Source organism: Paramagnetospirillum sp., assembly GCF_058402745.1.
The window spans coordinates 247,630-273,235 of record NZ_JBZVFI010000012.1; the positions used below are offsets into that span (position 1 = coordinate 247,630).

The following is a 25,606-nucleotide window of genomic DNA, read 5'->3' on the forward strand; positions in this document are numbered from 1 at the left end:
CGCGAAGTGCTGCGGCTGGAGCGGGAATTGGCCTCCCGCGTCTGGCGTCCCGGCGGCTATGTCACCATCATGGTCAAGGACCCCAAACCGCGCATGGTCTCGGCGGCACCGTTCCGCGACCGGGTGGTGCATCATGCCCTGTGCGCCGTGGTTCAGCCGATTTTCGAGGCCGGCTTCATTCCAGACAGCTACGCCAATCGCGAGGGTAAGGGGACCCACCGGGCGGTGGATCGCTACGAACACTTCCGCGACCGTCATGCCCATGTGCTGCGTTGCGACATCTTCCGCTATTTCCCCGCCATCGACCACGCGGTGCTGAAGGCTGATTTGCGCCGCCGCATCGCCTGTGCCGATACCTTGTGGCTGCTGGACGCCATCATCGACGGCTCAAATCCACAAGAGCCGGTCAACCTCTACTATCCCGGCGACGACCTGCTGGCGCCGCTGACCCGGCAGCGCGGCCTGCCCATCGGCAACCTCACCAGCCAGTTCTTCGCCAACCTGTATCTCGACGGTCTCGACCATTTTGTCAAGGAGGTGCTGCGGGCCAAGGGCTATGTGAGATATGTCGATGACTTTGCCCTGTTCCACGATGATCCAGCGGTGTTGGCGGAATGGCGGGATCGGTTGGCAATCTATCTGGCGCGGCGACGGTTGTCGCTGCATCCGCACAAGACCGAAATCCTGCCGACAAGAGAACCAGCACCGTTCCTCGGCTATGTCCTGCATCCCGACCACCGACGCCTGCCCGAGGACAATGTGAGCCGCTTCCGGGGACGGCTGCGGTCCTTGCGCGACCGCTGGCGCGCAGGAACCGTCGGGATGGAGGAGGTGAACCAGAAAATCGGCGCCTGGATCGCCCACGCCGACCATGCCCATACGTGGCGCCTGCGCCATGCGATCTTCCTGGGCGGGATATTCGACCCGGCCAGGGGGCTTGTCCGACCCCCGCCTGCAACCGCGTCAACCGGGGCGGCTCCTGGAACAACAATCCGAGTAACCTCCGCTCCGCCAACCGCAACAACAACACCCCAGACAACCGGAACAACAATTTGGGGTTCCGTCTCGCCAGTACGTCCCGATGCCGGAATTGCCTCATTTACGGATGGCGCAAGCGTGTCACGGAGCGTCCAGGGTCGGCCATGGTGATCAAGGGGTGGCCCCCGTCTTGACCGCGAGGTGACGGGGGCCACCCACCGGTCTTGGTTTTGGTGCCCTCCCCACGGCATTCTTGTTCCTTGGAGACCGGGCTCCATCAAGCGCCGGGACCATCGGAAGGAACGGAGCCGGCAACGGCGGCAAACCGAGGCCGGAGGCGCGGGTGTGGCCCACCGGCTTCCCCTCTCTTAGCCGCCGTAGGCGGGGAAAGGTATCCCACGCGAATAGTGAGATCATCCAAAAAATTCAGGGGGCAAAAAATTGGGTCTGCCCGTCATAGGGGATATGGGGAGAGGACGGGAGAAACCGGCCTCGGCATTCAGGGAGAAGCAAAGCCATGCAGACCATCGATCCGCCCCGGCTGCTGTCGTGTGGGAACGGCCGTCTGGCGTTGATCCTGGGGGGTATCACTGTCGAGATCAGCCCCCACGACCTGATGATGTCGGCGCGGGCGGTGGCCGAGGCCCTGGGTTGGCGCCCCGATCATGTGGCCTTCGACAGTGATGGGGCGCGGGCCTGGATGCGGCGGTTGGCATCGGCGCCGTCGTTCGATCTGGCGGAGTTCCTGGCGCTGTGCCCCAACGGGGTGGGTGACAACACCCTGACCATCGTTCTGGCCCGCAGCCTCGACGATCCCGCCGTGGCGTCCGCGTTCAAGGCCGCCGCGACGGAATCCGGGTGGCGGGAACTGGACCTGCTGGTCCAGTGGGAGCGCATGAGCAATCTCGAGCGCCAGACCGGCGACCTTATCCTGCATTTCCGCCGGGCGCAGGGCATCGCCCTTCACATGCAACGCAATGGCCGGTTGAGCGGCATCGATCTGGCCGCGACCTTTCGTGCCGACGAGGCACCCGCCATCACCGTCACCCGCTCCGGCCCTGAATTGAAGCTGACCCTGGCCAACCGGGTCCTGGTGGCCGATCCCTTGGGGATCGCGTTCCTGCGGGTGGCGCATGAGTGCCTGGACGGGCTGAGCCACGGTCAACTGGCCTTCCGCCGACAATGGCTGGCCCGCGCGCTGTGCGATCTGCTGAATCGCTTCACCCCGGCCATCGCGAAGGCCGTCGCCCCCCTCGACGCGGGGCAGTTGGCCGGGGCGGTGCGGGTGGCGGCTCAGCCCCGGATTGCCGACCGCATCCTCTCCGCGATCCCGCCATCGGTCGTCAAGGAGGTGGCCGCTCGGTTGAAGGAGAATACCGAGATCGGGGCCGAGGACCATCTGGGCGCCTCGGCCCTGGTCGCCGGTCTGGTCACGGCCATGCTGGACGGTCCGGGGCTGTTCCCCATGGACCAACCACATCATGGCTAAGCGTGCCGCCCTGGCCCTGGCCGCGCTGCTGCTCGCCCCCGCCGCCCAGGCGGAATGGTCGCCGGGGGTGGGCGAATACCTGTTTCCCGCCCAGATGCCGGAGGCCGAGGCCTGCCGCATCGCCGAGGAAAAGGCCAAGCAGGCCGCCCTGATCCGGGTGCTGGGCGAGCGTCTGGCCGTCGATGACATCGAAGTTTGCCGGGAACGGGCCGAGGATGCTTCCTGCGCCCTGGGCCGTCTGGTCTGGGCCGCATCCGAGGGCGAGGTGCGGGGCTTGCGCGACCTGCGCTCCATCACCATCGCCACGGCGACGCCGGGAATCCGCCAGTGCCGGGTCAGCCTGGAGGCCGACGTGGTCCGCTGGCGGGGCGAGCCAGACCCCAGCTTCCAGTTCGCCCTGATCCTCAACCAGACCGCCTTCCGCGATGGTGAGGCCATGATTGTGACGGTGGAGCCCAGTCAGCCCATGCATCTGGCCCTGTTCCAGTGGCTGCCCTATGAACGCCGCGACCGTCAGGTGCAGCGCCTGTTCCCCAATGCCATGGACGCCAACGACCGCATCACCGGCCGCGCCACCATCCCCAGCCCCGACGGCGCCCGGCGCTATTCCCTGGGGATGGAATTTCCCAAGGCTGGGCATGCCCACGCGCCGCTGGTGTCGGAATACCTGCTGGCGGTGGGCAGCCGCAAGAGGATCGAGTTCCGCGATTCTTACGGGCTGGAGGAGTTCAAGGCCCTGCTGCTGGAGATCCCGCGCTCCGAGGCCCGGCTGGTCCGCAAGGGCTACGCCATCGTGAGGCCGCAATGAAGGCCGCTCGCGCCGTGGTTCTGCTCTCGTTCGTGGCCGCCCTGGGCGGTTGCGCCACCCCCAGCTATGTGGACCGGGGCAAGGGCGAGACCGCCTCGGAGATCTGGCCCAATCAGGTGGTGTTCACCCTGCACGATGCCTTCCGGGCTTCGCCACCCCGCTGCGTCGCCCTGCTGCCGCTGGAGGGCAGCCCGCCCGAGGCCGCCGGCGCCGTGCGCCGGGTGCTGTTCGCCCATCTCGCCCCCCAGGGACGGCGACAGGTGCCGCTGGCCCGTGTCGATCATGTGCTGGCGGCCATGCCCGAGGCCGAGCGCAAGGATATGGGCAAGCTGGGCGCCGCCCTGTCCTGCGACGCGATGCTGGCGGGCGGGATCACCCAGGCGGGCAGCGATTTCTTCGGCATCTATTCCCGCGTCGCCGTGGGGGTGCGGCTGCGCCTGACCCGCGCCGCCGATGGCGAAGTCCTGTGGGAGGGCGAGCATGTGGCCTCCAGCCATGGTGGCTCGGTCCCCCTGTCTCCCATCGGTGTCGCCATGGGCATCCTGGATGCCGCCACCCATCTGACTGAGGAACAGCGCCTGCGGGTCACCGATGATTTGGCGCGGCGCCTCGCCTCCACCATTCCCGATCAGCCTTGGGCCGAGTTGGACGACCCGGTGGCCGAGGCGCCGAAACTGGCCCAGGCCGCTCCGCCCGCATCCCCCGATGCCATGGTCCAGGCCGAGGCCCTGGCCGCCCGTGGCGACTATGCCGGGGCGCTGGCGGCGGCGGAAAAGCTGGCCGGGGAAAATCCCGACCGCGCCGCCGCTCACTTCCTGATGGGCCGCATGCTGGTCAAGCTGGACCGGGCGGCGGAGGCCGAACCGGCCATGATCCGCGCCGTGGCGCTGGACGGCGGCAATGCCCGCTATCTCGACGGCCTGGGCCACGTCAACGCCCTGGCCGGGCGGGCCGAGCGGGCGCTGGCCGCCTATGCCATGGCCATCAATGCCGATTCCGCCGACGGCTTCGCCTGGTACAACACGGGCGTCTTGTTGCTGGGACAGGGCCGGATCCGTCCGGCCGCTGATGCCTTTTACGGCGCAGCCCTGGCCTATCTCAAGCGCGGCGATCCCGGCATGGCCGGGCGCGCCCTGGTCGATCTCAGAACCCAGCACGACCAAGGTATGGACCTGGGCCGTGAAATCCATACGATAGAAACCGCGCTCGGCGCACAATCCGGGGAGAAACCCTCATGACCCGTCTTCGCTCCGTCCTGGCCGTCATCCTGGCCCTGTCCGCGCCCGCTTTGGTCGCCGGATGCGCCACCCCGGAACCGGGCTCGCCCGCCGCCGCCGCTTTGGCCCACCAGAAGCAGCAGGAGAGGCGGGCCGATCAGGTCAAGGACACCGTCTCCGACGCGCCGTCCTGGTTCACCGCGCCGCCAAAGGACGATTTTAGCCTCTACGCCCCCGGCACCGCCACCTCGTCGGACATGCAGATGGCGGTGGACAAGGCGACGCTGGCGGGCAAGCGCAACGTTGCCGACCGGCTGAAAAGCCTGCTCTCGGCCAAGATGAAGGACTTCGCCAGCGAAAGTGGGGCGGGCGAGGATACCCGCGTCATGAGCGAGGTCGAGCGCGTCACCACCAATGTGGTGACCGAGGCCAACATGGCCGGCTATCAGGCGGTGAAGTCCGAGATCAAGCCCCAGGGCACCCAGTACCGCGCCTATGTGCTGGTCCAGTATCCCCTGGGCGAGGCCAACCGCATCATGGTCGATCAGACCAGGAAGAGCGACCTGCTGGACAGCAAGCTGCGGGCGTCCAAGGCCTTCCAGGACCTGGAAAAGGATATCCAGGCCGCCCGTGGCGGAAAGCCGTAGCGCCATGATGAGCCGATATCAGCCCTGGATGGGGCGATTGGGCATCCTGCTGCCGCTGGCCCTGGCCGGCTGCGCCCCCGGCACCCGTGTTGGGGCCGATAACGGCGACGACTGGGATTTCGGCGAGAAGCTGCCCCCCGTGGCGGAATGCAGCCAGACCGATGGCCAGACCGCTCTCTGTGCCGACGGCAAGACCATGCGCCGCATGGTTGCCGCCATCGTCGGCCATCATGAATCGGTGTTCCGCAAGCTGCCGTATTCCCAGACGCGCGAAGTGATCAAGCATATCGACGTCATGCAGATCGCCCCCAAGGGCGGCGCTTTCGACGTCAGCATTCGCTACGCCTACGGCAATGTCCGCTCCGGCCAGCCGGTGGGAACCGGCGACAGCCGCTCAACCCGCCTGTTCACCCTGGACGGCGGCTATTCCGTCACCTCCATGGGCGGCAAGGGCAGCGGCCGCTTCGTCCGGGTGCCGAAACAATGACCACCACCATCATCCTTGCAAATGAAGGGGAGAACCGTCCTATGAAATCCGTGATCAAGGGAGTGGCGGCCGCGATACTGGTCCTGCTGGCCTGGGGCCAGCCGGCCTGGTCGGCCGACGATGTCGGGACGGCGCAGTCGGAGATGAATGCCGCCAAAGAGCGTTTCGACCAGTCGAAGGCCGAGGCCGATCAGGCCAAGATCGAACTGGACCGGGCCAGGGCCAATTACGACGACAAGGCGGCCAAGGCCGAATTGCGGCGGAAATTCATGGAAACCGCCATCGGCAAGTACGAGGCGGCCAAATCGGCGGAGGCCTTCGCCAAGAGCGGCATCAAGGTCGGGCAAGCCTTCAAGGATTGCAGCACCTGCCCGGAGATGGTGATCATTCCGCCGGGCAGTTTCATGATGGGGAGCCCGGAGGGGGAGAAGGACCGGAACAGTTCCGAAGGCCCGCAGCACCGTGTGACCATCTCCGCCCCGTTCGCCCTGGGCAAGAATGAGGTGACGCAGGCAGAGTGGGAGGCGGTGATGGGCAGCAACCCCAGCAAGTTCCGCGGCGCCAACCGCCCGGTGGAACAGGTCAGTTGGGATGATGTCCAGGTGTTCATTCGGAAATTGAACGAGAAGACCGGTAAGCGCTATCGCCTGCCATCGGAGGCGGAATGGGAATACGCGGCCCGTGCCGGGACCACCACGCCATGGTCATGCGGCGGCTCGGAATCCTGCCTGTCCTCGGCGGCGGTCTATTCCGCCAATTCCGGTAACCAGACCCAGCCGGTGCGGAGCAAATCGGCTAATGCCTTCGGCCTTTACGACATGCACGGCAATGTCTGGGAATGGACCCAGGATTGCTGGCATGACAATTACAGCGGTGCGCCGAGTGACGGCAGCGCATGGACAGGATCAAATTCCTGCGATCGCGTCATCCGGGGCGGCTCCTGGTACCTCAATCCGAGTTACCTCCGCTCCGCCCTCCGCAACTACGACTCCCCAGTCGACCGGCTCAACCTTTTGGGGTTCCGTCTCGCCAGGACGCTCCCATAGGAGCGTTTTCCTCTTGAATCTTAACCTCTTTACCTCCTGGGGGTTTCCAAAGGGGGCTTGCCCCCTTTGGCCGCCGCAGGCGGTGAATCGGAATCGATGTGATCGGTGACGTCCATGATCCTGCAACGGCGATCCCTTCCCCCGGCGGCGGTGCTTCTCGCCGCCGCCCTGCTGGCCCTGCAATCCTGCGGCGGCATCAGCCGGTCGGAATACGTGGAAAAGCGCAACCTGGTTACCGTCGATCTGGTGCCCGAGGCCAAGGCCCGGTCGGTCCGGGCCTTGCTGGGCGGTCGCTATGATGCCGCCCGTGGAATCCTGGCCCTGTCGGCAGCCAGGGAATTCAGCGGCGAATTGCACCAGTACGAATCCTATGACGAGGCCACCGTCAAGGTGAAGTCCAAGGATCCCAACCCGGTCGGCTTCCTGCTGGGCGGTCCCGCCGCCGCCCTGGCCATCGTGCTGTCGCCTTTCGACGAGAAGCTGCGCAAGACCACCACCGAGGCCCTGGCCGGCACCGAGTTGGGCCGCAAGGAAAACGTGGTCGCCCGCACCGGCGGCGAGGGCAAGCCGCTGGGCCGCGACGGCACCAGCCGCGCCCCCTGGCCCGGCGCCCGCGTCGCGGTGCTGGTCGAGGACGCGCCCTCGACCGAGATCGTCGCCGATGCCGACGGCAACCTGTCGGTCAACCTTTATGAACTGGTGGACCGCCCGGCCTTGCTGCTGGACCGGGAGTCCGTCCATGTCCGCGCCCGCGTGATGCTGGATGGCCGCCCCACCGAGACCAGCATCCACCTGCCCGCCGTCGAGACCGCCGCCCTGCGCCGCCTGACTGCCGCCCATGCCGCCGAACGGGGCCGGGGCGCGGTGCGCACTTCGGACTTTCCCGCCGCCGCCCGTCATTTCCGCCTGGGCGCCGAACTGGGCGATGCCGATGCCCAGATGCTGCTGGCTGACCTATACCGCGATGGCCAGGGCATGCCCCAGAACCATGCCGAGGCCGAACGCTGGCTGAAGCGCGCCGCCCGCCAGGGCCAGCCCGAGGCCCAGCTGGCCCTGGCCGAACTGCTGTTGAAGGAGACGCGTGGACCAAGGGACGAGACCCAGGCCTATGTCTGGGCCTCGCTGTCCGCTGCCCAGTCGCGCGACGGGCTGCACCGCCGGGCCGTCGCCCGCCGCGACGACATCGCCCGCCGTCTTGATTCCGCCGAACTCGGCCGCGCCCAGGCCCAGGCCGCAGCCTTCACGCCCGAGGCCGAATTGCGCGATGCCAGGGGCACCGCCATCGCCGAGGCCATGACCGAACAGCTGCCGCCCCTCGATCCCTCCCGCCTGCTGGGCAAGCGCAAATCCGACGCCATCGCCCTGATCATCGGGGTCGAGGAATACCAGCGCCTGCCCGCCGCCCAGTTCGCCGCCCGCGATGCCCGTGTCTTCCGCGACTTCGCCGTCAACGGTCTCGGCATCGCCCCTGATCGGGTCAAGCTGCTGGTCGGCGCCGATGCCCGTCTGCTGGACATCGAAAAGGCTCTGGACACCTGGCTGGCGCCCGAGATCAGGGACGGCGCCACCGACGTCTACGTCTTCTTCTCCGGCCACGGGCTGGCCTCGGAGAACGGCCGCAACCTCTATCTCTTTCCCTATGACGGCGACCGCGCCCTGCTGGAGAAAAGCGCCATCGACCGTACCGCCGCCATCGACACCATCCTGAAGGCCGGGGCCAGGTCGCTGACCCTGTTCCTCGACACCTGCTATTCCGGCGGGACACGCGGCAACGACACCCTGATCGCCGATATCCGACCCGTTATCATCCGCGCCAGGGAGGGCGAGGTCCCCAGCCCCGCCGCCGTGCTGGCCGCATCGCGCAACGACCAGTGGTCATCCTCCTTCGCCGCCGCCCGCCACGGCCTGTTCAGCTATTACCTGATGCGCGGCTTGATGGGCGAGGCCGATGCCGACAGCGACCGCCGCATCACGCTGGGCGAACTCCACGCCTATGCTGAACGCCACGTCCGCCGCGAGGCCAGCCGCAAGGGCCGCGAGCAGACTCCGGCCCTGATCGGCGGTGGAGACAAGGTGCTGGTGGCGTGGTGAGTGGACGGTTCTTCCCGGTCAACCGTGTCGCCGAACTGCTGCCCAGAAACATCGCCATGGCCGAGGCCAAACGCGCTGCATCAATCGAATCATCGTGTCTTGGGCGCAAAGTCTTTTTCTATCATGCAGACACGTTGTGCAGCCTCATCTACCGTTACGCCGCGAGTCCCCGTGATCGGCCAGAGATCAACAACTGTGAATTCAAGCATTCCCGGTCCGATCTTGGATATGGGTAGGTTCCATTGATCGTTGCCTTGGATGATTTCCCGCTGCCAGGGTCCCTGTCCATCATCGCAAAAAATCAAGCGGACTCTGCCGCGATACGTGGAGGAATATCCGACATCAATGTCATATTTCCCACCGCAGGCGAACAGCTTGGGATTCTCGCTGTAAGGCTCCTCCGAGCATTTCCGGATTTCCTTGACGGCACTCGCCGCCACTGGTTCCGGTTGGCTCGCCTTGGTCGTCTGACTTGTCGTGGCAGCCATGGTGACCACCCAATCGTTGGCGGCCCTCATCCGGCCTTCGCCAAGCACTCGGAAGGGGCGTCCCCCCCCAGCAACACCATAGGTAAAGGTGGCAGAACGGGCCTCGGGGCAGAGAGTCTTCATTGCCTTCTGTCCCATCGACACCATAAAGGTCTTGAAGGTATCTGCGGCAAAGGCGGCAGCATCCTTGGCCTGAACAACGAGCGAGACTTCATCCCGGCACCATCCCCCTCCTGGGTCTAAGCCAACCGCCTCCAATCCCAAGGAGGAACTGTAGGCAACGACCTCACTTTTAGGCAGACCAGCCAAAGCGGCTGTACCCGCCAACAGAGAGAGAAGGCACAAAGCCGCTCCAGCCTTCACATTCTTCATATTCCCCCTCCGACTTTGGCCCGAGCGATACAACAACAAAAGCAGAACTCACTCGATGCAAAGACCTTTGGTGAAGTCGCAGGTCAAGGTGACGTCATACTTCACGCTGGCATCGTTCTCCCTGCCGAACACGCCGTTTGACCAAATCTTCTTGTCCTCGACCATGACCAACATATCGGCGGACCATTTGCCGCAAGGCTGCGTCATGCAGAATCCGGTGTATGGGACATTGGTCAACTTGAAGCGCACCTTGTGGCGATCCTTCAAGACGCCCTTCCAACCTGCGCCGCAGCCAGTGCCAGCCCAGCGACATTCCGCAACCTTGGTGTCATCGAGGAAGATTTCCATAATGTCATCTACATTTTGGGCGATAAGCCGCACCTCTCCCGGCTCGTACATTGGCTTGGGGGGGGCTGCCGGGGCGGGAGAACTTTCCACCGGTCGCGTCGTTTCAGACGTCGATACATCGGGGACCACTCGATCACGTGAAGCCGCACGATTTTCTCTTGTCGGGTTGGAACGCTCTGTTGACGTCCGCTCCTGTTCCCTCGAAACGCGGGGAGGCCGAACGAAACGCCCGCTGCCGTGCCCACCCATCGATGTCACCGTGAAATCGGAATCGGTGCTGAATAGACGACTTGTACGGGAATCATTGCCACTTTGCCGCCCTGACCGGATGACCCCATAAGCATACTTGATACTGACATCGAATATGCCACCTTTCTTTGAGATTTGTATTTCATCAATATTCTTAATTACTTCCTTCATATTGCTATTGTAGTTCTTTCGGAACGAGGCGTCATGATAATCGACCAGTGCGGCAACAATCCGCCTCATAGTCTTCTGATCTGAACAAATGTTGGATAGCCCATCCACCTGGGTGCAATCACCTACGGGAGGAAGTTTCCTATCAAAATCCCAATCGCCTGATGAAGTCTGAGGACGCCCCGTGGTATTAGTCACGCATCCTGACAAGAGCGCAATGACAACTATAAATACACAAGCGAAGGAACCTCCCCTTGTCCATGATGATTTATTTGACGATATAATCTCCATAAACACCTCCAGCGTAGTGATGCGCTACAATAGAAAATATTTTTGCCAGTATTATTGACATTTGCATGCAGAGGAGACGGCCCGATCAAGACTCTCCGAATCAGAGTTTGGCGGCCAGCAACTCCACATCTCATTCCCACTCTTGAATGACAAGCTGCAGCACACAGATTCTGATGGGTTGTTAGCGCATTGCCCGCAATATTGTGATATAGCTCCGGTTGGTGGACTTGAACTCTTTGTTTTGTTTTTCATGTAGCATGCCCGATAGGCAAAATCATCTTGTGAACACAGTTTCTCGATAATCTCATCATCATCTGGCCGTTCTCTGTATTGGTACCGTCGCTGTGTCCCATCGTAGTCATAAACGACCTGCATATTGTTGTAGACGACAACTCGCCGCTCCAATGCTCCGGGTTTGCACCTGACGAAGTAGTTGACGAATCCAAGGCCCTGCAGCGTCCTGAACGATGCCTCTTGTTTTGGGGCGCTTGTTGATGCGTCCAAAAGAATCCGACATCCCTTCATATCGGGATCATCCTTGAAGTCGGGTTCATTGCAGCGGCGTCGTTCTGAATCTATAATTTGTCGATTACTTTTTCCGGAAAGGCATGCGTATGAAATAGTCTGCATGGAAATTGCAATTCCACTCCGGCATTGGTCAAGGTCTGATTTATTAGAAAATAAATCAGCGCATATTTTCTCTGAAATTAACTTTGATTTCTCAAATGAAGATAAGCATTTTCCTGCGAATGCGTTGGTGCTGAACAATGCTATGGCGCACGCCACCATCATTCTTAAAAAATTTGCATTCATACTCCCACCCCCCAATAAATTCAAGTTAGACAAATCATCTGCGCCCCTTCAGCATATCGAGAACGATTATGAAGCCTTTATCTGATTTCGCTTCTTTTTCGGCAATTTCAATCGGTGTTCCCCAGCCAAGTTTGTCCCGCTTGTTTGGGTCTGCGCCAGCGTTAAGCAAGCTTCGGATTACCCTCCCATCCTTTGCAAGGGCTTTGTTCATGACAGCGATATGAAGAGGGCGCCATCCCTGGGCTATCAAATGCTTGTTCACATTGGCGCCATGCTTGATGAACAGATCGACAATTTTGATGGCTATGTCAGGATTGTCTTCATACTCTAGGGTGAGGCCTAATGGTGTGAATCCATTATGTTGTGGCTGGTTTGGGTCTGCCCCAATACTAAGTAAGTATGAGATTATGTCGTATCTGTTTTTATTGTTTGTAAAGAATGAGACTGTAAACAATGCGGATTCGCCAGCACCATCCTCCCATTGATTTACCTTCTTGTAATCAGCGCCAAGATCAATCAGCGCCTTAATTGTTGGCATGTCTCCACCTTTAATGGCGTAGTATAGCGGCGAGAAAGCAGCCTTTCTACTGCTGTTATTGAGAAAAGCGTTGGGATCCGCACCCATTTTTACGCATGCATTTATTTCTGATGGGACTCTCCGGAGGGCTGCCAATTGCAGCCCAACATTCAAGTCTTCAGGCTTCTGACCATTCTTGCACAGGGGTCTCACCCTATCTCGTCCGTCAATCATGGTGGTATTTTGGGCCCCGTGATCCAACGGAAGCGTCATGGCTAGGCGGAAACCGACATTCTTGAGCCCGTAAGGGAAGCTTATTGGGTTATAGCCTGAGTATCCATAACGGCTCGCCGAGCGTGGAATGCCGTGGCGGGCGACCCGCATGCATTTCTCATCTCCTATCCAAGCGCTGCCATCGGTTGGCGCTCCATGATAATTATCGTGAAAGCAATCAGCAACAAGTTCGATAGCATTGCCAGTCATGTCGTAAAGTCCGAAGGCATTTGGCTGCTTGCTTCCGACCGGAAAGTTCAGGTCATCATTATTCTCTCTATAAACGGCTATGCGATCTAGACATTCTTTGTTATCTCCACATGGCCACGGAGTTATCGAGCCAGCCCGTTCAGCGTATTCCCACTCAGCCTCACTTGGGAGTCTATACTCCTTCCCAGTGTTTGCGTTTAAACGTCTAATGAACTCCTGGACGTCTTCAAAGCTAACTTGCTCTACTGGGCGCTGCCCCCCTGGAAACTTGCTAGGATTATACTCCATCAGCACGTTCCACTCTTCCTGCGTAACCTCGTACTTACCCATGGCGAAAGGTGAGACGAAGGTCACCCTATGCTGCGGCCCCTCGGAAGCACTCCGATCTTTTTCGCCATCAGGACTTCCCATCATGAAGCTGCCCGCAGGGATCACGACCATTTCCGGGCAATCTGGACAATTCGCCTCGGCTTTTGGGGAGGGACGCCCTTCTTTTAACGACGACTTCGCGACAGAAGTCTTGCCTCCAGAGTTTAGCAACGACGTGTCCTCCGGCGACCACAGAGCAGTCCCTGCGAGAGCTCCAAAGGTTAGAAGAAAAGACCCCATCATTATCATTTTACGAAGCGGAAATGATTTGTACGCTGCCGAAGCAATTACCCCCAAAAGCCCAATGACTCCAATAGCCCCTAGAACCCCCTCGGGAAACATTGAAGATGAACGGGATATGCTCAACATTTCCGGCCCTACAGGGGGTGGAGATGCCTTTACCGTCGGAGTGTTAACTTCAGGAGAAGGGTGGCTTTGTTGGGCTTTTGTGACATTAAGCTTCCAGGCGTCCTGCCGGCTCGCGGTTCCCTGAAAGATCAGACCGTCTACGCCAGCAACACCATCCATCACCATTGATGAGGCTTCGGGGCAGAGGTCGGGCAGAATGGTGTTCCCCAGTGCAACCGCCAGTCGGGTGATCCCTGGACCTTGGAAGAAAGCAGCCTCGCTGGCCGTCACCGTGAGGTTGACTGCGGGCTTGCACCATCCACCGCCGCCATCAACAGCGATGACGCGAAAAGCGGGTGATTGCGAGAAAGCAATTTGCTGATTGCCAGCAGCAGCCAACGAGGGACCGTGCCATAAGCCCAGCAAAACGGATGCTGCAACAAACTTCAGCAATCTAGCCATTGGATTCCCCCGCAACCGCGCCCTGCGACAAGCCTATTGCTTGGCGCAATACAAAAACGCCTCGTAGCACTTTGTTGAGCAACCGTCGATGGAGCCACATTGTGACTCGCACTGAGACCGACGCTCTTTACAGGCGGCAGGAGCATTGCGTTCAGTTTCCGCATAGTCCTGCCAGTTTTTCTTGGTCTGATCGACGACGCTCTTGACGTAGCGATCCATCTTTTCGGCCAGAGCCTTGCCACCTCCGGTTCCGAAACGCTCGCCCGCCCCATAGCAATCGACCAGATTTTGTGTCTGCCCGTCGGCGACGCATGTGAGCTTTGTCCCGCCCGCATCGAGTGCGACCTTCGACGAAACTCGCCCTTTGGCCCACCGCGCCATGGCGGTAAACTGCCCACTCAGGGTGAAGGTTCCAATCCCGTCGCGCATGCCATCGACCATATCGCCGTCATAGGACATCTTGCCATTGTTCATTTGATAATGAAGAACGCCGGTTCCGCTGACCATACGGCGAGGGCCGGAACAAGAGCCATTCCAGGTAATCTCCCGGATATCCTTCGCCTCCTGTGGAGAATAGTAGGCTGGGTATTCGGCGACCCGGCAGCCCTCCCTGGTTTGCAACTCACGCATTCCCTCCGGAACCGCGTCCGGTGCGGCGATCTTCTCGACGGTGTCTAGACTCACCGGAGCGGGGGTGGGGGCGTCGACTGCCACTTGCGGCGACACTTCAGCTGTCACGACAGTGGGCATCACAACCAGAGGCAATGCATCGCTTCTGACGGCAATAGCCGCGGCAACGGGTTGTTCCTGAACCGGGGAGAGCCGGCTAGTAGGTGGTGCCGAGTGCCACAGGGCCGCCCCGGCCCCTGTGCCCCCAATGGTGATAGCTGCGACCACTATCAACAAGTACCTCTGCGGCAGACGTTGACGCAGCATTACAAATGTGCCGCCGGCAAGCCCGAGGCCGCCCATTGCGACAATCATGCCCATCATGAGCCCTCCGAGCGATGAGCTCCCAGGACCAGCCTCCGCGCTTGCCGCCGAGGCTGCCGAAACAGATGCAGGCAGGCTGTCGATATTGATTCCGGAATGCTTGGGGGCAGGCAGCGGCACAGTTTCCACCTTGGCAAGGTTTGCCACAGCAATTTTCTCTTCAGTCGCCTTCGGTACGGGGGCGGGTTTTGTCACGACCAATGTCCAATTCTGCTCCTGGCTGGCCTGAGCCCGATAAACCGGGATGGCGAAGTCGTCATCCCCCACGACACCTTCAAAGCTCATCGAGTTTACGTCCAGACATCTGGCGCCTGGCAGAACAGAAGTCCGCAGAATCGGCAGAAGGCTTTCCATGCCGCGCCCCTGGAAGAAGCTGATCTCCTTGGCAACGACCTTCAAGATGAGTGTGCTTCTGCACCAGCCGCCGCCGTTCGCTGGAACAAATACGGCAACACCTAGTTTCTCGGACGCAGCGATCCGCTCCTCACCACTTGCGGCGAATACCTGACAGCCGAACAAGCCGACCATCAATACGGCTGCGAGCCCCCTCAAAAGCACAAACATCCGCCCCCTCGTATACAAAAACATCCCGCAGCACCGTCCCCAGGGGTTGGCGCCCTGGAGACGGCGCTTCCGCCATCATTCAAATCTGAACTTCCCACATCCCATTGGTTCCCTTGCAGGATTTAACCGTGTTGTTGGTGCTTTCCCCTTTGCCTGAAACCTCCATCTTGGCCGTCCGGCAGGTAGTCTTGGCCGGAACCATTTCGGCAACCAGACCAAGCTTATCGAGGTCGGCGACCTCGGTGGCTTTGACCTCATCCAGATTGACCGGCTTCGTTAGCTGAGAGGGCTGGTCAGTGGCGACTTCCGACGGCAACTGGGCGGGTGCGGGCAGTGGTGGCGGAGGCGCCTTCTTGACCAGCGAAGTGTGGACATAGCCCACCGTGCGCTTGTCCTTGCCGACAATGATCCAATCCGAACCACTCACCTTGCCGACAGCCTGGAACCGCTCACCGGCATGAAGCCCTCCAAGGGTATCGGCGCTCTGGTTAGGCGCCGCACGTAAATTGGCACTCTTGTTCGCTACATAGGTTTCTCCGATCAGATCCATGGCCGGAACCGGAGCCACCCTCTTTTCCCTGACAACCGCCACCGAACGCTGCTCACTCGCCGTACTGATCGGGGTGATCTTTGCCTTGGCCCCGGTTTCCGGATTGCTCCAACTGACACTCTGCCCGTCCTTCGATTCACTCAGGGCCTTGGCTGTTTGCGCGGAAACCGCCTGCTGGTCCTTCTCGTCCAGCATCTTGCCAAGCTGATTTCCGAGATAGCCGCCGATCAGCGCGCCGACACCCATGGCGACGTAGCGGCCAGTTCCTCCCCCCAATTGCGAGCCGATCAACAAGCCGGCACCGACGCCGACTGCAGTGCCGACATCCTGTTTGGTAATGTTGTCGGTCTGGCAGCCCGTCGTTGAGAGCAACGCGACAACGGATATGGCAGCAGCACTCTTTCTAATCATTCGTCCCCTCCTGATACTTTCGTGCAGGTTAGCAAATCCTCCGGCTACTGCAAAGGGAGCTGAACAGTAGCAAACTCACCATCCCTCAGTTTTCCATACCTGCCAGAAGGGCGGCACTGGTGGGCATCGAGGCTGTCTTTTGAGATGTCGATGCCGATGGTAGTCTCAGTCATCTTTTTATCCAGTAGGTTCCCTTTACGCCCGGTGTCCTCTGCATGGGCACCGGAACGCCGTAGTTGGCGCACTGGGGGTTCTTGCAAAAGTTCATCTGTACTCCGGCAGAGGTCGGAGGCAGGGATGATCGCGGAAGCGGCGGAGCGCGCCGAGCTCGCGCGACAACCGGACTTGACGACGGATAACCCGTCGCCGGGATTTTTCTCGGCGGCATGCTGGATGTCCAATGTCAATCAAGTCTCAGCGTACATGGTTCCGAACCCATCTTCCAGCAACAGCGGAGAGCCGTGGCTTGGACCTTGCGGCCCAGACCATCCCGCCTTCAGCAGCAGCGTGCCCGCCGTAATCGGCTGGCGCTGATGGCGGTGCTTGCGATCCTCGCCATAGCGATCACCGCGTACAAGATGTGATGCCATTAGGCCGCCTGGACCGCGGCACCGATTAGGCCATCGCAAAATCGCTCCTCACGATGCGCCCATGGTCCATTCACCGGACCTTAGCCGGAGGGGGGACTTTGCCGTTTTCACGATGCCAATCCTCCAGGTTAGCTTTCAGTCGAGCCTGCACATCACTTTTTCTAAATGTATGATCAAGCGCGCGATCTATCTTCTTCCTTATCGCGCCAGGTTTCTTGCCAAGAAACTCTGGCATAGACTCCGCTAAATATACAACATTATCAATATTGGTTGGTCGATATTCTAGTATTATATCGAAAACCATTCGAGATAAATTTACGTATTCTTCTTCAGACTTCTGCATTTTGCGAAGATTTGTATTGTTCATCACGCCATCAAGTTTTGAACTCATTTCAATCATATTTGAATTGAAAATGCTTATAAAATTCTTGGAATGAATCCGCTCATGCAAGAGGTCTGCCTGGACGAAATTAATTAACGACAGCTTTAGGTGGGAGCACATCCGCCAGGAGTATAAAGCAACACTCTCATTTGGTGTGATTATTATCATCTCTCCGAGAGATGCGGCATCGATAACGTTTGAAATGCCGCAAACGTCAAGGCTAGATATTGTTATACTTGGCGTATCATTGTCGATGGTTGTTGCGCGGATTATTGAGCCCCGCGTCTCAGGATCCTGCTCCACCACTATCTGGATGGGCTTTCGCAATCGATCCGCAATAGCACGGCAACGGGCTTCCTGCCCGACGATATCGCCGAGTGGCGGGAATATGTATCCAATCAGCCAAGGTGGTTCCATGCCGAACAATCCTCAAGAGAGCCCTGGAGATTACCATTTCCAAAAAAATCAAATAGATGGCTCCGCTGACACACCCCCCTCTGTCAGGTCATTGAATTGCTACATTCAACTCCAGCGCTTAATCCTGGTGATGCCAGTTGTTTCAACAACGGCGAACACACAGAGGAGAGAGCCATGTTGGATACATCTTTTTATGGAAGTCCTTACGACTTTAAAGGATCCGGATATCGTCAACCGGAGATTCGCTTGAGAACCACACAGCCGGATGAGGTGATCCGACAGTCGCAAGAAATTGCGCGATGCACGATTCGACGGAACACGCTGATTGTTGCGCAAGGAAATGTAGTATCCGTCAGGGCGGCAATCAATGCCTGTGAGGATGCAGATAATACGTTCATTGCCTCGGTGGATATTTGTCGTGAAGAGGGATTCGGTGACATTCACATTGTGGGGCGTCAAAGCGAACTGACCGATACTGTTACCAAGTGGATCAACGCATTAGATCTGGAAATTATCGAAACGTCGCCAATTGTGTCACTTCAGGGTATCGACTGGGGCGCCACCCAGGATCTTGTTCGGCATTTCGCCCAATCAAACTGGGGGGATTGGCCTTCAGGGGATGTGTGCGGGTCACCGGACATGTACCGCTTTCTACTGGGTGAGCATTCATCTCTACCTTATGGTTACCGGCATTACGCCCTCAATAAAACTCCTGAAGAGGTTGTTGCGGCACTGCCTCCGGAAAAGGTCCCTTACCACTTGAAAGAGATGGCGAACTGGTGGTGACCGCTGTGAGCGCGATGGTTCTGAGACCGTCGCGCTCACAGCCCTGGTAAGGGGATCCTGCAATGGCAATAGAATGTCAAGTCTGCAAGAAAAGCTACCCATCCCGTGCCTCACTTGAGCGGCACGTCCGGATGCATGGCTCGTCGCCCGGACAATACTATAAGCGGTTTCCGCTCTCTCAGGCTCAGTCATCGGCCTGCGTTATAACTGCGCCAGATCCGAGCTGCTCATCAGTGGTTCAAACTCCGCCGAGTGACCAGCCGGTGTTTGATGATCCACCCCGCAGAATCCATCTCCCTGTAAAGCTCAAGGACCTTGAGGTTGGCGCTATTGAGCGGTGGACATCCCACGTGTGCAATGAGTGGAAGTCGCGCCATGCGACGTCCAGAGACCGCCACGCCTTGTTGTACTCATTCGTCTGGCACGCAATTAACACTGATCCAGACGGCTTCAAGGCTATTTGCACAGCTCGGGTGAAGGCCCCAAAGCACCCATACCAGCTACCAGTTCGGTACTTTTTCACCGTGCTGGCCAAGACCGTGACACACGATATCAAGCTCGATCTGACAACCCTGAGCCAACCAAATAAGGACACAGGAAATCTGACCAGAGCGGCCATGAAGGAGATCAACGTTAAACGGCTGACGGACTACTCTGTGCGGATCATCCGCTGGGCGGGCGAACATGGCGTAAAACCTGAGGATTTTTCCACATGGTTTGACGCTCAAGGCGGCGCCACCGCCATCATCTCGGCCTACGGCAAGCAGTACCTGTCGCGAGAAAGCGGCCCGACCGAATCTGACAGGACAAAATTGGCTGAAATCCGGCGGATGCGTGATGGCAATGCCATGTCTTCAGAGCAGTCATCGAGCTTGCCCTTTCGTCTATCTGACCGCCTTCTCCACCGCGTTCTTCAGGCGCTTGAGGGGCAGCAGGACGATGACGCCCTTGAACTGCAGTCCATGATCAAGGACTTGTTGCAGGTGCAAATAGATGCGGCGGCCTGAGGGGATGCCCGCCTACCGCTCAACAACCCTGATTCCGACTGGAAGTTGTGAATCGGCCAGCTTCCGCTCCGCTTGGTCGATCAGTCGTTCGACCCGCGCCAGGCACTGTCGCATCGCGTCAAATGCCTTGTTGACGTCGTACATCAAAGTTGGGTGCTGATCATTGGCATTGCCAACATCTATACCCTCCGAAGGAGGGATGAAGTCATCATAAAAACCATCAAAGTCATTAAGTCTCATTGTGTCTCCTGCGTTTATGTTTTGTATAAATATTTATCATGAGAGCAAAAGATTTACATCAGAGCCGGCCTGGGAAATTCGGACAGGGCGTTAAGTGGATTTCCTGCCTGACAGCGGCGATGATACCGCGAGTTCAGGAGGCAAGATGACGAAGCGGACGAGACGGAATCACACACCGGCTTTCAAGGCGAAGGTGGCCTTGGCTGCGATCAAGGGCGACAAGACGCTGGCGGAGTTGGCACAGCAGTTTGATGTGCACCCGAACCAGATCACGACCTGGCGAGGCCAATTGCTGGAGGGGGCGGCGGGAGTATTCGGCGCCGGCCCGTCCGAGGCCTCGGCGGCCCCGGCGGTGGATCTGAAAGAGTTGCATGCCAAGATCGGTCAGTTGGCGCTGGAAAACGATTTTTTGTCCGGCGCGCTCACCAAGGCCGGCATGTTGAGCGCAAAGCGATGATCGACCGTGACCACGATCTACCGCTGACCCGGCAGGCCCAGGTTCTCCGGCTCAGCCGCAGCAGTCTCTATTATCAACCGCAGGCGGTGTCGGCGGAGGATCTGTCGATCATGGGCCGGATCGACAAGTTGCACCTGGAGTTCCCCTTCGCCGGCAGCCGGATGTTGCGCGATTTCCTGCGGGCCGAAGGCTTCAAGATCGGCCGCTGTCGCGTCATCACCCTGATGCGGCGGATGGGGGTGGAGGCGCTGTATCGCCGGCCCAACACCTCGAAGCCAGCCTCCGGCCATAAGATTCATCCCTACCTGCTGCGGGGGATGAAGATCGAGCGGCCCAATCAGGTCTGGGCCATGGACATCACCTACATTCCCATGGCACGGGGCTTCGTCTACCTCGCCGTGGTGCTCGACTGGTACAGCCGGCGGGTTCTGTCCTGGCGGGTGTCGATCACCATGGAGGTGGATTTCTGCCTCGAAGCGGTCGAGGCGGCTCTGGCCAAGTACGGCAAGCCGGAGATTTTCAACACCGACCAAGGCAGCCAATTTACAAGCGCCGCCTTCACCGGTCTGCTGCGCGACAACGGCGTCGCCATCAGCATGGACGGTCGAGGGGCATGGCGGGACAACGTCTTCGTCGAGCGGTTGTGGCGCTCGGTCAAATACGAGGAGGTCTACCTTCGGGCCTACGACAGCGTCAGCGAAGCGCGGGCATCCATTGGCCGCTATCTCGACTTCTACAATGGACGGAGACCGCATTCGAGCTTGGGACGGCAGACGCCGGACCGGGCCTACTTTGACAAACTGCCCCAGGCGGTGGCAGCATGATTTTTGCCGCCGATGGGTGGCCTCATTCCAGTCGGGCTACGCCCTCCCTGCATGAGGCCACCCATCGGCATATCGCGACAGAAACCGGCAGGAGATCCACTTAGCCGACGACCAAATCTGTCCGAACAAACCCGGCCACCTCTCATCCACACACATATGGAGCGTTCGTTATCTATTTCCACGCCTCCGGTTGCGTCAAAAAGATCGACGGTCCGGACACGGATACAATCATTACCGTCGCCGGAAAGAAGGTTGAGGATGCGGTGTTTGAACAGACCGGCGACGGTGACGGAAAGTTCCAGGGAGTAAAGTTCCGTGGAAGCGCGGTTATCTATCTGCCGATTCGCGATGGCTTCGGCCCAGTCTGCGCGAAATTCGTCAATTCCGATTTTATCGTCCAGGCAGGTCATTTGTACGGCCGCCTGCATCAGAAAAACGTCGAGATTAAACGGGTGGTGATGGTGGATCCGAGCACCGGTCGGACGGCCATACGGGATTTCACGGTTCCAACTTCAACAGCCTATTGACGGGCCAATTGAAATTTGTATCCAGTCTGGTCACCCGTTCCACTTATGTCTTCCGATCTTTCTCACTGGCTGCATCACCTGTCGCAGCCCCCCGAAGATCCAACATCAATCAATGACTAGCACGGCAAAGTTAGATCGTTGAGCCAGATATTCAGCGAGTTTTCGGTCTTCCATCTTGATGTGTCCGGTAACCCAGTTTCTCAAGGATTGAACCTCGCTCCCAGATAACTTCGAATGGCCCTCTCGTCTCACACGTGCGATTAGTTCAGAAAGTACCCGGATCAGCCCCCTGTGAACCGCCGCATGTTCCTCCCTGTCAGGGTAGTCGGTTTGCTTCATCACATCTTCTTCGCGCTCGAAATGGACACGGGTGAAGTCCGCCAACTCGGACAGTACCGCGTTGATACCTTCATCCGTTGATGGCCCCGCCAACCGGATCACCAAGAAGTCCATCATGGACGCAATCTGGGCATGATCCTGGTCGATGAAGTCCACCCCGAGTTTCTTGCCGTCAAACCATTCCGGTGCCGTCTGTTCCATAGTTGGACCTTTGTTTGAATGGGTGTTAACGGGGAAAATCATTGGCGGCGACAGGCCGACCAAGGAGGTAGCCCTGGGCCTCGTCGCAACCAAGATGCCTGATCAGGTCCATCTGCTGCTCGGTTTCGATCCCTTCGGCCACTACCTTCAACCCCATGCGGCGTCCCAATTGGACGGAACTTTCGACGATGGCCAGCGATCCTTCCTCTTCCAGCGCCTTGGCGATGAAGGACTGATCGATCTTCAATTCGGTAAACGGTCCGTGTTGAAGTTGCTTCAATGACGAATAGCCGGTGCCAAAATCGTCGATAGACAGGGCGAATCGCCGCATCCGCAACCGGGTCAGGATAGCTCCCATTTCGTCACCCCGTTCGGTTCCGCCCACAATCACCGAAAAATCGTTGGCTGACAGTCGCTCCATGGTACCCACCAGTGAGCCGATGGCCGATGTCATCTGGCGCACCACAGCCCATGCCACAGCCAGCGCCACAGCCGCCGCCGCGAGCACACCGAAAATGGTTGCTCCCAGTACGCCGCGGGCGTCTGAGCTAACTCGCGAGGCCAGGGCAAGAACATCGGCGGCCATACGGTCTTCGACCGTTTTAAGGAGGTTGATCCGTTCGGTAGCGGCAGCAAACCAAGCGGGGCCTGTGACATCTCCCACATTGCCGGTGGCCGTGCTCTCCAGGCCGATCTTGCGCATACGATCCACCGTCTGAGTAGCAGGGCTGTCCAGGGTCGAACGATAAAATTCCACCTGCTCAGGCGCAGCACTGGCCTGGAATTCGGTAAGGAACTGCCTCTGCTCAGCCACGATGGATACAAAGCGCAGGTAGACGTCGGGCCCAAACTTTCCCGCAGCAAAGGCGCCAGCAGCGGTTGCTCGCTCCTGCCCGGCCTTCTCCTTGCCTTCCATCAGCTTAAGGTAGGCACCAACCATGCGTCCTACCCAGATGTCACTCGACAAGAGAGATATCTGGCTGACTACGTCCAATTGCAACCGAATAGTCTCGGTGAAGTTGCCGAACGAGGTTCGGGCGTCAATGGAAAGCGCATCGATGGCATCGCGGGAAGTGACCAGAGCTTCATAGCGCTTGGCGGCAGCCTCAACCTTGGGAGGAAAACTGCGTCCAAGCGCCGTCAGGTCGATGCTGGACACCGAGCGTTCGAGCTTGGCACGGGCCTCATCGGTCAACTTGCGCTGTGCCTTTAGCTCGTCGCGAAATTTTTCGCCCTTGCTCCCGATGAACACCGCCGAGGTACCGCGCTCCTTCTGCACTTCGTGCACTAGGGCGCTGATGTCTGCGGTGAGCGGTGCAATGGCCGCTAGGGCTGCTGTCTCAGATACCACCCGCGCCTTGTCACTGATAACATAGGCGGCCAAGCCAAAAATTAGTGCGGCGGGAAACAGGAACGACAGGGTGATCTTTCCAGAAATCTTGAGATCAGTAAGCCGGATCATGTAATCCCCCTGTTATTATTTTAGGCATTAGGCATTATCATCATTATTGGCGCCTATTTGCTTACCGTAGTTCGCGGGATACCATTTCAATGGCACAGAGGTGCCTGGCGCGTCGCTCTATCCAAAATGATAGGGGCAACAAATGATCCGCGTTACCACTACTACGCCACGGAAAGCCGCCACTGAATTGGTCGACAAGTGAATTGCCTCTTCGACGTTGGAAGTGGAATTGCGCCGGTTCCGGCGTGAGCGCCCTGCCTACCTGTAGCTGAATATCCCCTTGTTCGATTAATCCGCTGACCATCCCCTCGTCCCGACCTGCCGTCTGGCAGGCCATCGAGCGGAGCGGTGGTCAGGGATGGCCGCAGGCCACCGCGTCAGCGGCGTGGGACGCGTCCTTGACCGGCGTGAGCACGATGGCACTCTGCGGTGGTCTGGGAGGAGAGGAGATCGACGTGGACGCCAATACGATCATGGCTTTGGGGCTGGGCGTTTCCCCGCCGTGGAAACTGGTCGAGCAGCGACTGGACACGACGGTTCATCCGCACGTGCTGCACCTGGAGATTGCGGTCGATCGCGGCACCATGTTTGCCTGTCCCCAGTGTGGCCGAGCCTGCAAGGCGCACGACTTCGCGGAGTTCACCTGGCGGCACCTCAACTTCTTCCAGCACCATTGCCACATCACCGCCAAGGTGCCGCGCACCGACTGTCCGGAGCATGGTGTGCTTCGGATCGGCGTGCCGTGGGCGAGAGAAGGCAGTCAGTTCACTCTGCTGTTCGAGCAGGTGGCGCTGGTTCTGGTCCGCGAGATGCCGGTGCTGGCGGCGGCTCGCATCATCGAGGTCACTGACAACCGTCTATGGCGGATCGTTCATCATTATGTCCGCAAGGCGGTGGAGCGCCTCGACCTGTCCAAGCTCGCCGCCGTCGGCCTTGATGAAACCGCCGCCAAGCGCGGCCATACCTATGTCACCGTGTTCATCGATCTCGACCGCAAGGACAAGCCGGTGGTCTTCGTCACCCCCGGCCGGGGCAAGGAGACCGTCACCCGGTTCAAGGCGTTCATGATGGACCATGGCGGCCAGCCGGGCCGCGTCGTCGAGGTGGTCTGCGACATGAGCCCCGCCTTCATCGCCGCCATCGGGGAAACCTTCCCCAACGCCGCCGTCACCGTGGACTGGTTCCATGTGGTCCAGTTGTTCACCAAGGCCCTCGACGAGGTCCGACGCGCCGAAGCCAGGAGCAACAAGCTGCCCAAGGCGCTGCGCTGGGCCATCCTGAAGAAGGCCGACGGCAAGATGACCGAGGCACAGGCAGAGGCTCTGGCCGAACTGGAAGCCTCCGACCTGTTGACCGCCATCGCATGGCGGCTCAAGGAGAAACTCCGCTGGGTGCGCAAGGCCGACACCGTCCAGGCTGCCCGCTGGCGGATCACCAACTTTCTGCGCCATGCACTCGAGGTGATCGGCGACAACACCATCCTCGATCCCGTCCGCAAGGCGTTGGGAACCGTCGAGCACCACCGCCAACGCATCCTCGAACGCTGGACATCAACCCACAGCAACGCCCGACTGGAGGGCTTCAACGGCCTCTTCCAGGCGGCACGCGCTCGCGCCAGGGGCTACCGCAATACCACAACCTTCGCGACCATGATCTACCTGATCGCCGCCCCACTCGGGGATCTCTTCAAATCCATTTGAGGCGTCGAAGAACCAGTGAATTTCAGGCAAAGCACCCTTTGTTCCACCCACTCAAAAGTGGTAGGCGACATATACCTTATGGGTAACCGTCCTCTGACGGCTACGGCGTTGCCTTGGGTTTCCGCTTACGCCGATTGGCAAACTTGGTGAATTCCTTGCGGATAGCGGCTTCGTCGATGGTCGATGGATCAAATCCGGGGCCGCGCCATTCGATCATGTTGTCATGGTCTTCATGGTCGGGATCGGCGATGACTTCGAGGTAATGGGCGTAGCCCCAGGGCCCGCCGCAGTCTTCTGGCGGGCAGGCGCCTTGGGCGTCCAGCAAGCGGGGATAGCTGACCTCGGGATCGGCTTCGGCGAGAGCTTCGAGTTTCACCGTATGCATCCAATCGTCGCCGAAATCGTAAACGTATTGGAATGTTTTGTTCCGTTTGAGGTGGAGGAGGAGATCCTAAGCTCACGATCGAAGTGCAACACCCGCTATA

At 59.5% G+C, this 25,606-nt stretch carries 22 protein-coding genes and 2 pseudogenes; 14 read left to right on the forward strand and 10 right to left on the reverse strand.

The window, feature by feature from the left end:
- Positions 1-93: 93 nt before the first annotated feature.
- The 9 genes and pseudogenes from ACV4UZ_RS10680 to ACV4UZ_RS10720 form a co-directional block, all read left to right on the forward strand.
- Positions 94-711: pseudogene (locus ACV4UZ_RS10680) on the forward strand (RNA-directed DNA polymerase); the annotation flags it as partial.
- Positions 615-1,172: an SUMF1/EgtB/PvdO family nonheme iron enzyme gene (locus ACV4UZ_RS10685; RefSeq protein ID WP_491600859.1), complete on the forward strand. Its 558-nt coding sequence runs from the start codon at positions 615-617 to the stop codon at positions 1,170-1,172. The pseudogene ACV4UZ_RS10680 and the gene ACV4UZ_RS10685, both read left to right, overlap by 97 nt.
- Positions 1,173-1,495: 323 nt before the next feature.
- Positions 1,496-2,467, forward strand: a complete 972-nt coding sequence (locus tag ACV4UZ_RS10690) for a hypothetical protein (protein WP_491600832.1) — start codon at positions 1,496-1,498, stop codon at positions 2,465-2,467.
- Complete coding sequence (locus ACV4UZ_RS10695) at positions 2,460-3,275, forward strand: DUF4384 domain-containing protein (protein WP_491600833.1); 816 nt, start codon at positions 2,460-2,462, stop codon at positions 3,273-3,275. The genes ACV4UZ_RS10690 and ACV4UZ_RS10695 overlap by 8 nt, the downstream gene beginning before the upstream one ends.
- Positions 3,272-4,513: a tetratricopeptide repeat protein gene (locus ACV4UZ_RS10700; RefSeq protein ID WP_491600834.1), complete on the forward strand. Its 1,242-nt coding sequence runs from the start codon at positions 3,272-3,274 to the stop codon at positions 4,511-4,513. Before ACV4UZ_RS10695 ends, ACV4UZ_RS10700 begins: the two co-directional genes overlap by 4 nt.
- On the forward strand, positions 4,510-5,139 hold the full coding sequence (locus tag ACV4UZ_RS10705; RefSeq protein ID WP_491600835.1) for a hypothetical protein: 630 nt from the start codon (positions 4,510-4,512) through the stop codon (positions 5,137-5,139). The genes ACV4UZ_RS10700 and ACV4UZ_RS10705 overlap by 4 nt, the downstream gene beginning before the upstream one ends.
- A gap of 4 nt (positions 5,140-5,143) precedes the next feature.
- Positions 5,144-5,626, forward strand: a complete 483-nt coding sequence (locus ACV4UZ_RS10710; protein ID WP_491600836.1) for a hypothetical protein — start codon at positions 5,144-5,146, stop codon at positions 5,624-5,626.
- A gap of 41 nt (positions 5,627-5,667) precedes the next feature.
- The gene (locus tag ACV4UZ_RS10715) at positions 5,668-6,672 is read left to right on the forward strand and encodes a formylglycine-generating enzyme family protein (protein WP_491600837.1); all 1,005 of its coding nucleotides are present in this window, start codon (positions 5,668-5,670) and stop codon (positions 6,670-6,672) included.
- Positions 6,673-6,786: 114 nt separating this feature from the next.
- Positions 6,787-8,763 (forward strand): caspase family protein, encoded by a 1,977-nt coding sequence (locus ACV4UZ_RS10720; protein ID WP_491600860.1) that lies wholly within the window; start codon positions 6,787-6,789, stop codon positions 8,761-8,763.
- An 89-nt stretch (positions 8,764-8,852) separates the two neighbouring features.
- On the opposite strand, the gene ACV4UZ_RS10725 is transcribed toward ACV4UZ_RS10720, so the two are convergent.
- The 6 genes from ACV4UZ_RS10725 to ACV4UZ_RS10750 form a co-directional block, all read right to left on the reverse strand.
- The gene (locus ACV4UZ_RS10725; RefSeq protein WP_491600838.1) at positions 8,853-9,623 is read right to left on the reverse strand and encodes a hypothetical protein; all 771 of its coding nucleotides are present in this window, start codon (positions 9,621-9,623) and stop codon (positions 8,853-8,855) included.
- A 48-nt stretch (positions 9,624-9,671) separates the two neighbouring features.
- Positions 9,672-10,460 carry a hypothetical protein gene (locus ACV4UZ_RS10730; protein ID WP_491600839.1) on the reverse strand — a complete coding sequence of 263 codons (789 nt, stop codon included), beginning with the start codon at positions 10,458-10,460 and terminating at the stop codon, positions 9,672-9,674.
- Between the two features lie 1,066 nt (positions 10,461-11,526).
- Positions 11,527-13,671, reverse strand: coding sequence for an SUMF1/EgtB/PvdO family nonheme iron enzyme (locus ACV4UZ_RS10735; protein WP_491600840.1), 2,145 nt, complete (start codon positions 13,669-13,671; stop codon positions 11,527-11,529).
- Positions 13,672-13,704: 33 nt separating this feature from the next.
- Complete coding sequence (locus ACV4UZ_RS10740) at positions 13,705-15,228, reverse strand: hypothetical protein (protein ID WP_491600841.1); 1,524 nt, start codon at positions 15,226-15,228, stop codon at positions 13,705-13,707.
- A 79-nt stretch (positions 15,229-15,307) separates the two neighbouring features.
- Positions 15,308-16,189, reverse strand: a complete 882-nt coding sequence (locus tag ACV4UZ_RS10745) for an SH3 domain-containing protein (RefSeq protein ID WP_491600842.1) — start codon at positions 16,187-16,189, stop codon at positions 15,308-15,310.
- 660 nt (positions 16,190-16,849) lie between these two features.
- Positions 16,850-17,578 (reverse strand): hypothetical protein, encoded by a 729-nt coding sequence (locus ACV4UZ_RS10750; protein WP_491600843.1) that lies wholly within the window; start codon positions 17,576-17,578, stop codon positions 16,850-16,852.
- Positions 17,579-17,752: 174 nt separating this feature from the next.
- On the opposite strand from ACV4UZ_RS10750, the gene ACV4UZ_RS10755 reads away from it, so the two are divergent.
- Positions 17,753-18,364, forward strand: coding sequence for a hypothetical protein (locus tag ACV4UZ_RS10755; RefSeq protein ID WP_491600844.1), 612 nt, complete (start codon positions 17,753-17,755; stop codon positions 18,362-18,364).
- A gap of 524 nt (positions 18,365-18,888) precedes the next feature.
- The gene (locus tag ACV4UZ_RS10760; protein WP_491600845.1) at positions 18,889-19,371 is read left to right on the forward strand and encodes a hypothetical protein; all 483 of its coding nucleotides are present in this window, start codon (positions 18,889-18,891) and stop codon (positions 19,369-19,371) included.
- Between the two features lie 12 nt (positions 19,372-19,383).
- On the opposite strand, the gene ACV4UZ_RS10765 is transcribed toward ACV4UZ_RS10760, so the two are convergent.
- Positions 19,384-19,611 carry a hypothetical protein gene (locus ACV4UZ_RS10765; protein WP_491600846.1) on the reverse strand — a complete coding sequence of 76 codons (228 nt, stop codon included), beginning with the start codon at positions 19,609-19,611 and terminating at the stop codon, positions 19,384-19,386.
- A 145-nt stretch (positions 19,612-19,756) separates the two neighbouring features.
- Here ACV4UZ_RS10765 and ACV4UZ_RS10770 point away from each other — a divergent pair.
- Positions 19,757-20,892 (forward strand): IS3 family transposase gene (locus ACV4UZ_RS10770; RefSeq protein ID WP_491599535.1). Its coding sequence is split into 2 segments (ribosomal slippage): positions 19,757-20,024 and positions 20,024-20,892, totalling 1,137 coding nucleotides; the frame shifts between segments, so codons are not numbered across the junction.
- A gap of 263 nt (positions 20,893-21,155) precedes the next feature.
- Positions 21,156-21,419, forward strand: a complete 264-nt coding sequence (locus ACV4UZ_RS10775) for a hypothetical protein (RefSeq protein WP_491600847.1) — start codon at positions 21,156-21,158, stop codon at positions 21,417-21,419.
- 105 nt (positions 21,420-21,524) lie between these two features.
- Here the strand turns inward: ACV4UZ_RS10775 and ACV4UZ_RS10780 are convergent, their stop codons facing one another.
- Both ACV4UZ_RS10780 and ACV4UZ_RS10785 read right to left on the reverse strand, forming a co-directional pair.
- Positions 21,525-22,022 (reverse strand): bacteriohemerythrin, encoded by a 498-nt coding sequence (locus ACV4UZ_RS10780; protein ID WP_148207459.1) that lies wholly within the window; start codon positions 22,020-22,022, stop codon positions 21,525-21,527.
- Entirely contained in the window at positions 21,985-23,421 is a 1,437-nt protein-coding gene (locus ACV4UZ_RS10785; protein WP_491600848.1) for a nitrate- and nitrite sensing domain-containing protein, read from the reverse strand. Before ACV4UZ_RS10785 ends, ACV4UZ_RS10780 begins: the two co-directional genes overlap by 38 nt.
- A 455-nt stretch (positions 23,422-23,876) precedes the next feature.
- On the opposite strand from ACV4UZ_RS10785, the gene ACV4UZ_RS10790 reads away from it, so the two are divergent.
- Positions 23,877-25,121 (forward strand): ISL3 family transposase, encoded by a 1,245-nt coding sequence (locus ACV4UZ_RS10790; RefSeq protein ID WP_491599533.1) that lies wholly within the window; start codon positions 23,877-23,879, stop codon positions 25,119-25,121.
- Between the two features lie 100 nt (positions 25,122-25,221).
- Here the strand turns inward: ACV4UZ_RS10790 and ACV4UZ_RS10795 are convergent.
- Positions 25,222-25,542 (reverse strand): annotated as a pseudogene (locus ACV4UZ_RS10795) (plasmid pRiA4b ORF-3 family protein); the annotation flags it as partial.
- Between the last annotated feature and the right edge of the window lie 64 nt (positions 25,543-25,606).

Excerpts from the sequence above, each read along its gene's own strand:
- ACV4UZ_RS10685 (WP_491600859.1), top strand. The coding sequence starts at position 615 with ATGGCGGGATCGGTTGGCAATCTATCTGGCGCGGCGACGGTTGTCGCT.
- ACV4UZ_RS10690 (WP_491600832.1), top strand. The coding sequence starts at position 1,496 with ATGCAGACCATCGATCCGCCCCGGCTGCTGTCGTGTGGGAACGGCCGT.
- ACV4UZ_RS10695 (WP_491600833.1), top strand. The coding sequence starts at position 2,460 with ATGGCTAAGCGTGCCGCCCTGGCCCTGGCCGCGCTGCTGCTCGCCCCC.
- ACV4UZ_RS10700 (WP_491600834.1), top strand. The coding sequence starts at position 3,272 with ATGAAGGCCGCTCGCGCCGTGGTTCTGCTCTCGTTCGTGGCCGCCCTG.
- ACV4UZ_RS10705 (WP_491600835.1), top strand. The coding sequence starts at position 4,510 with ATGACCCGTCTTCGCTCCGTCCTGGCCGTCATCCTGGCCCTGTCCGCG.
- ACV4UZ_RS10710 (WP_491600836.1), top strand. The coding sequence starts at position 5,144 with ATGATGAGCCGATATCAGCCCTGGATGGGGCGATTGGGCATCCTGCTG.
- ACV4UZ_RS10715 (WP_491600837.1), top strand. The coding sequence starts at position 5,668 with ATGAAATCCGTGATCAAGGGAGTGGCGGCCGCGATACTGGTCCTGCTG.
- ACV4UZ_RS10720 (WP_491600860.1), top strand. The coding sequence starts at position 6,787 with ATGATCCTGCAACGGCGATCCCTTCCCCCGGCGGCGGTGCTTCTCGCC.
- ACV4UZ_RS10725 (WP_491600838.1), bottom strand. The coding sequence starts at position 9,623 with ATGAAGAATGTGAAGGCTGGAGCGGCTTTGTGCCTTCTCTCTCTGTTG.
- ACV4UZ_RS10730 (WP_491600839.1), bottom strand. The coding sequence starts at position 10,460 with ATGAGGCGGATTGTTGCCGCACTGGTCGATTATCATGACGCCTCGTTC.
- ACV4UZ_RS10735 (WP_491600840.1), bottom strand. The coding sequence starts at position 13,671 with ATGGCTAGATTGCTGAAGTTTGTTGCAGCATCCGTTTTGCTGGGCTTA.
- ACV4UZ_RS10740 (WP_491600841.1), bottom strand. The coding sequence starts at position 15,228 with ATGTTTGTGCTTTTGAGGGGGCTCGCAGCCGTATTGATGGTCGGCTTG.
- ACV4UZ_RS10745 (WP_491600842.1), bottom strand. The coding sequence starts at position 16,189 with ATGATTAGAAAGAGTGCTGCTGCCATATCCGTTGTCGCGTTGCTCTCA.
- ACV4UZ_RS10750 (WP_491600843.1), bottom strand. The coding sequence starts at position 17,578 with ATGGAACCACCTTGGCTGATTGGATACATATTCCCGCCACTCGGCGAT.
- ACV4UZ_RS10755 (WP_491600844.1), top strand. The coding sequence starts at position 17,753 with ATGTTGGATACATCTTTTTATGGAAGTCCTTACGACTTTAAAGGATCC.
- ACV4UZ_RS10765 (WP_491600846.1), bottom strand. The coding sequence starts at position 19,611 with ATGAGACTTAATGACTTTGATGGTTTTTATGATGACTTCATCCCTCCT.
- ACV4UZ_RS10785 (WP_491600848.1), bottom strand. The coding sequence starts at position 23,421 with ATGATCCGGCTTACTGATCTCAAGATTTCTGGAAAGATCACCCTGTCG.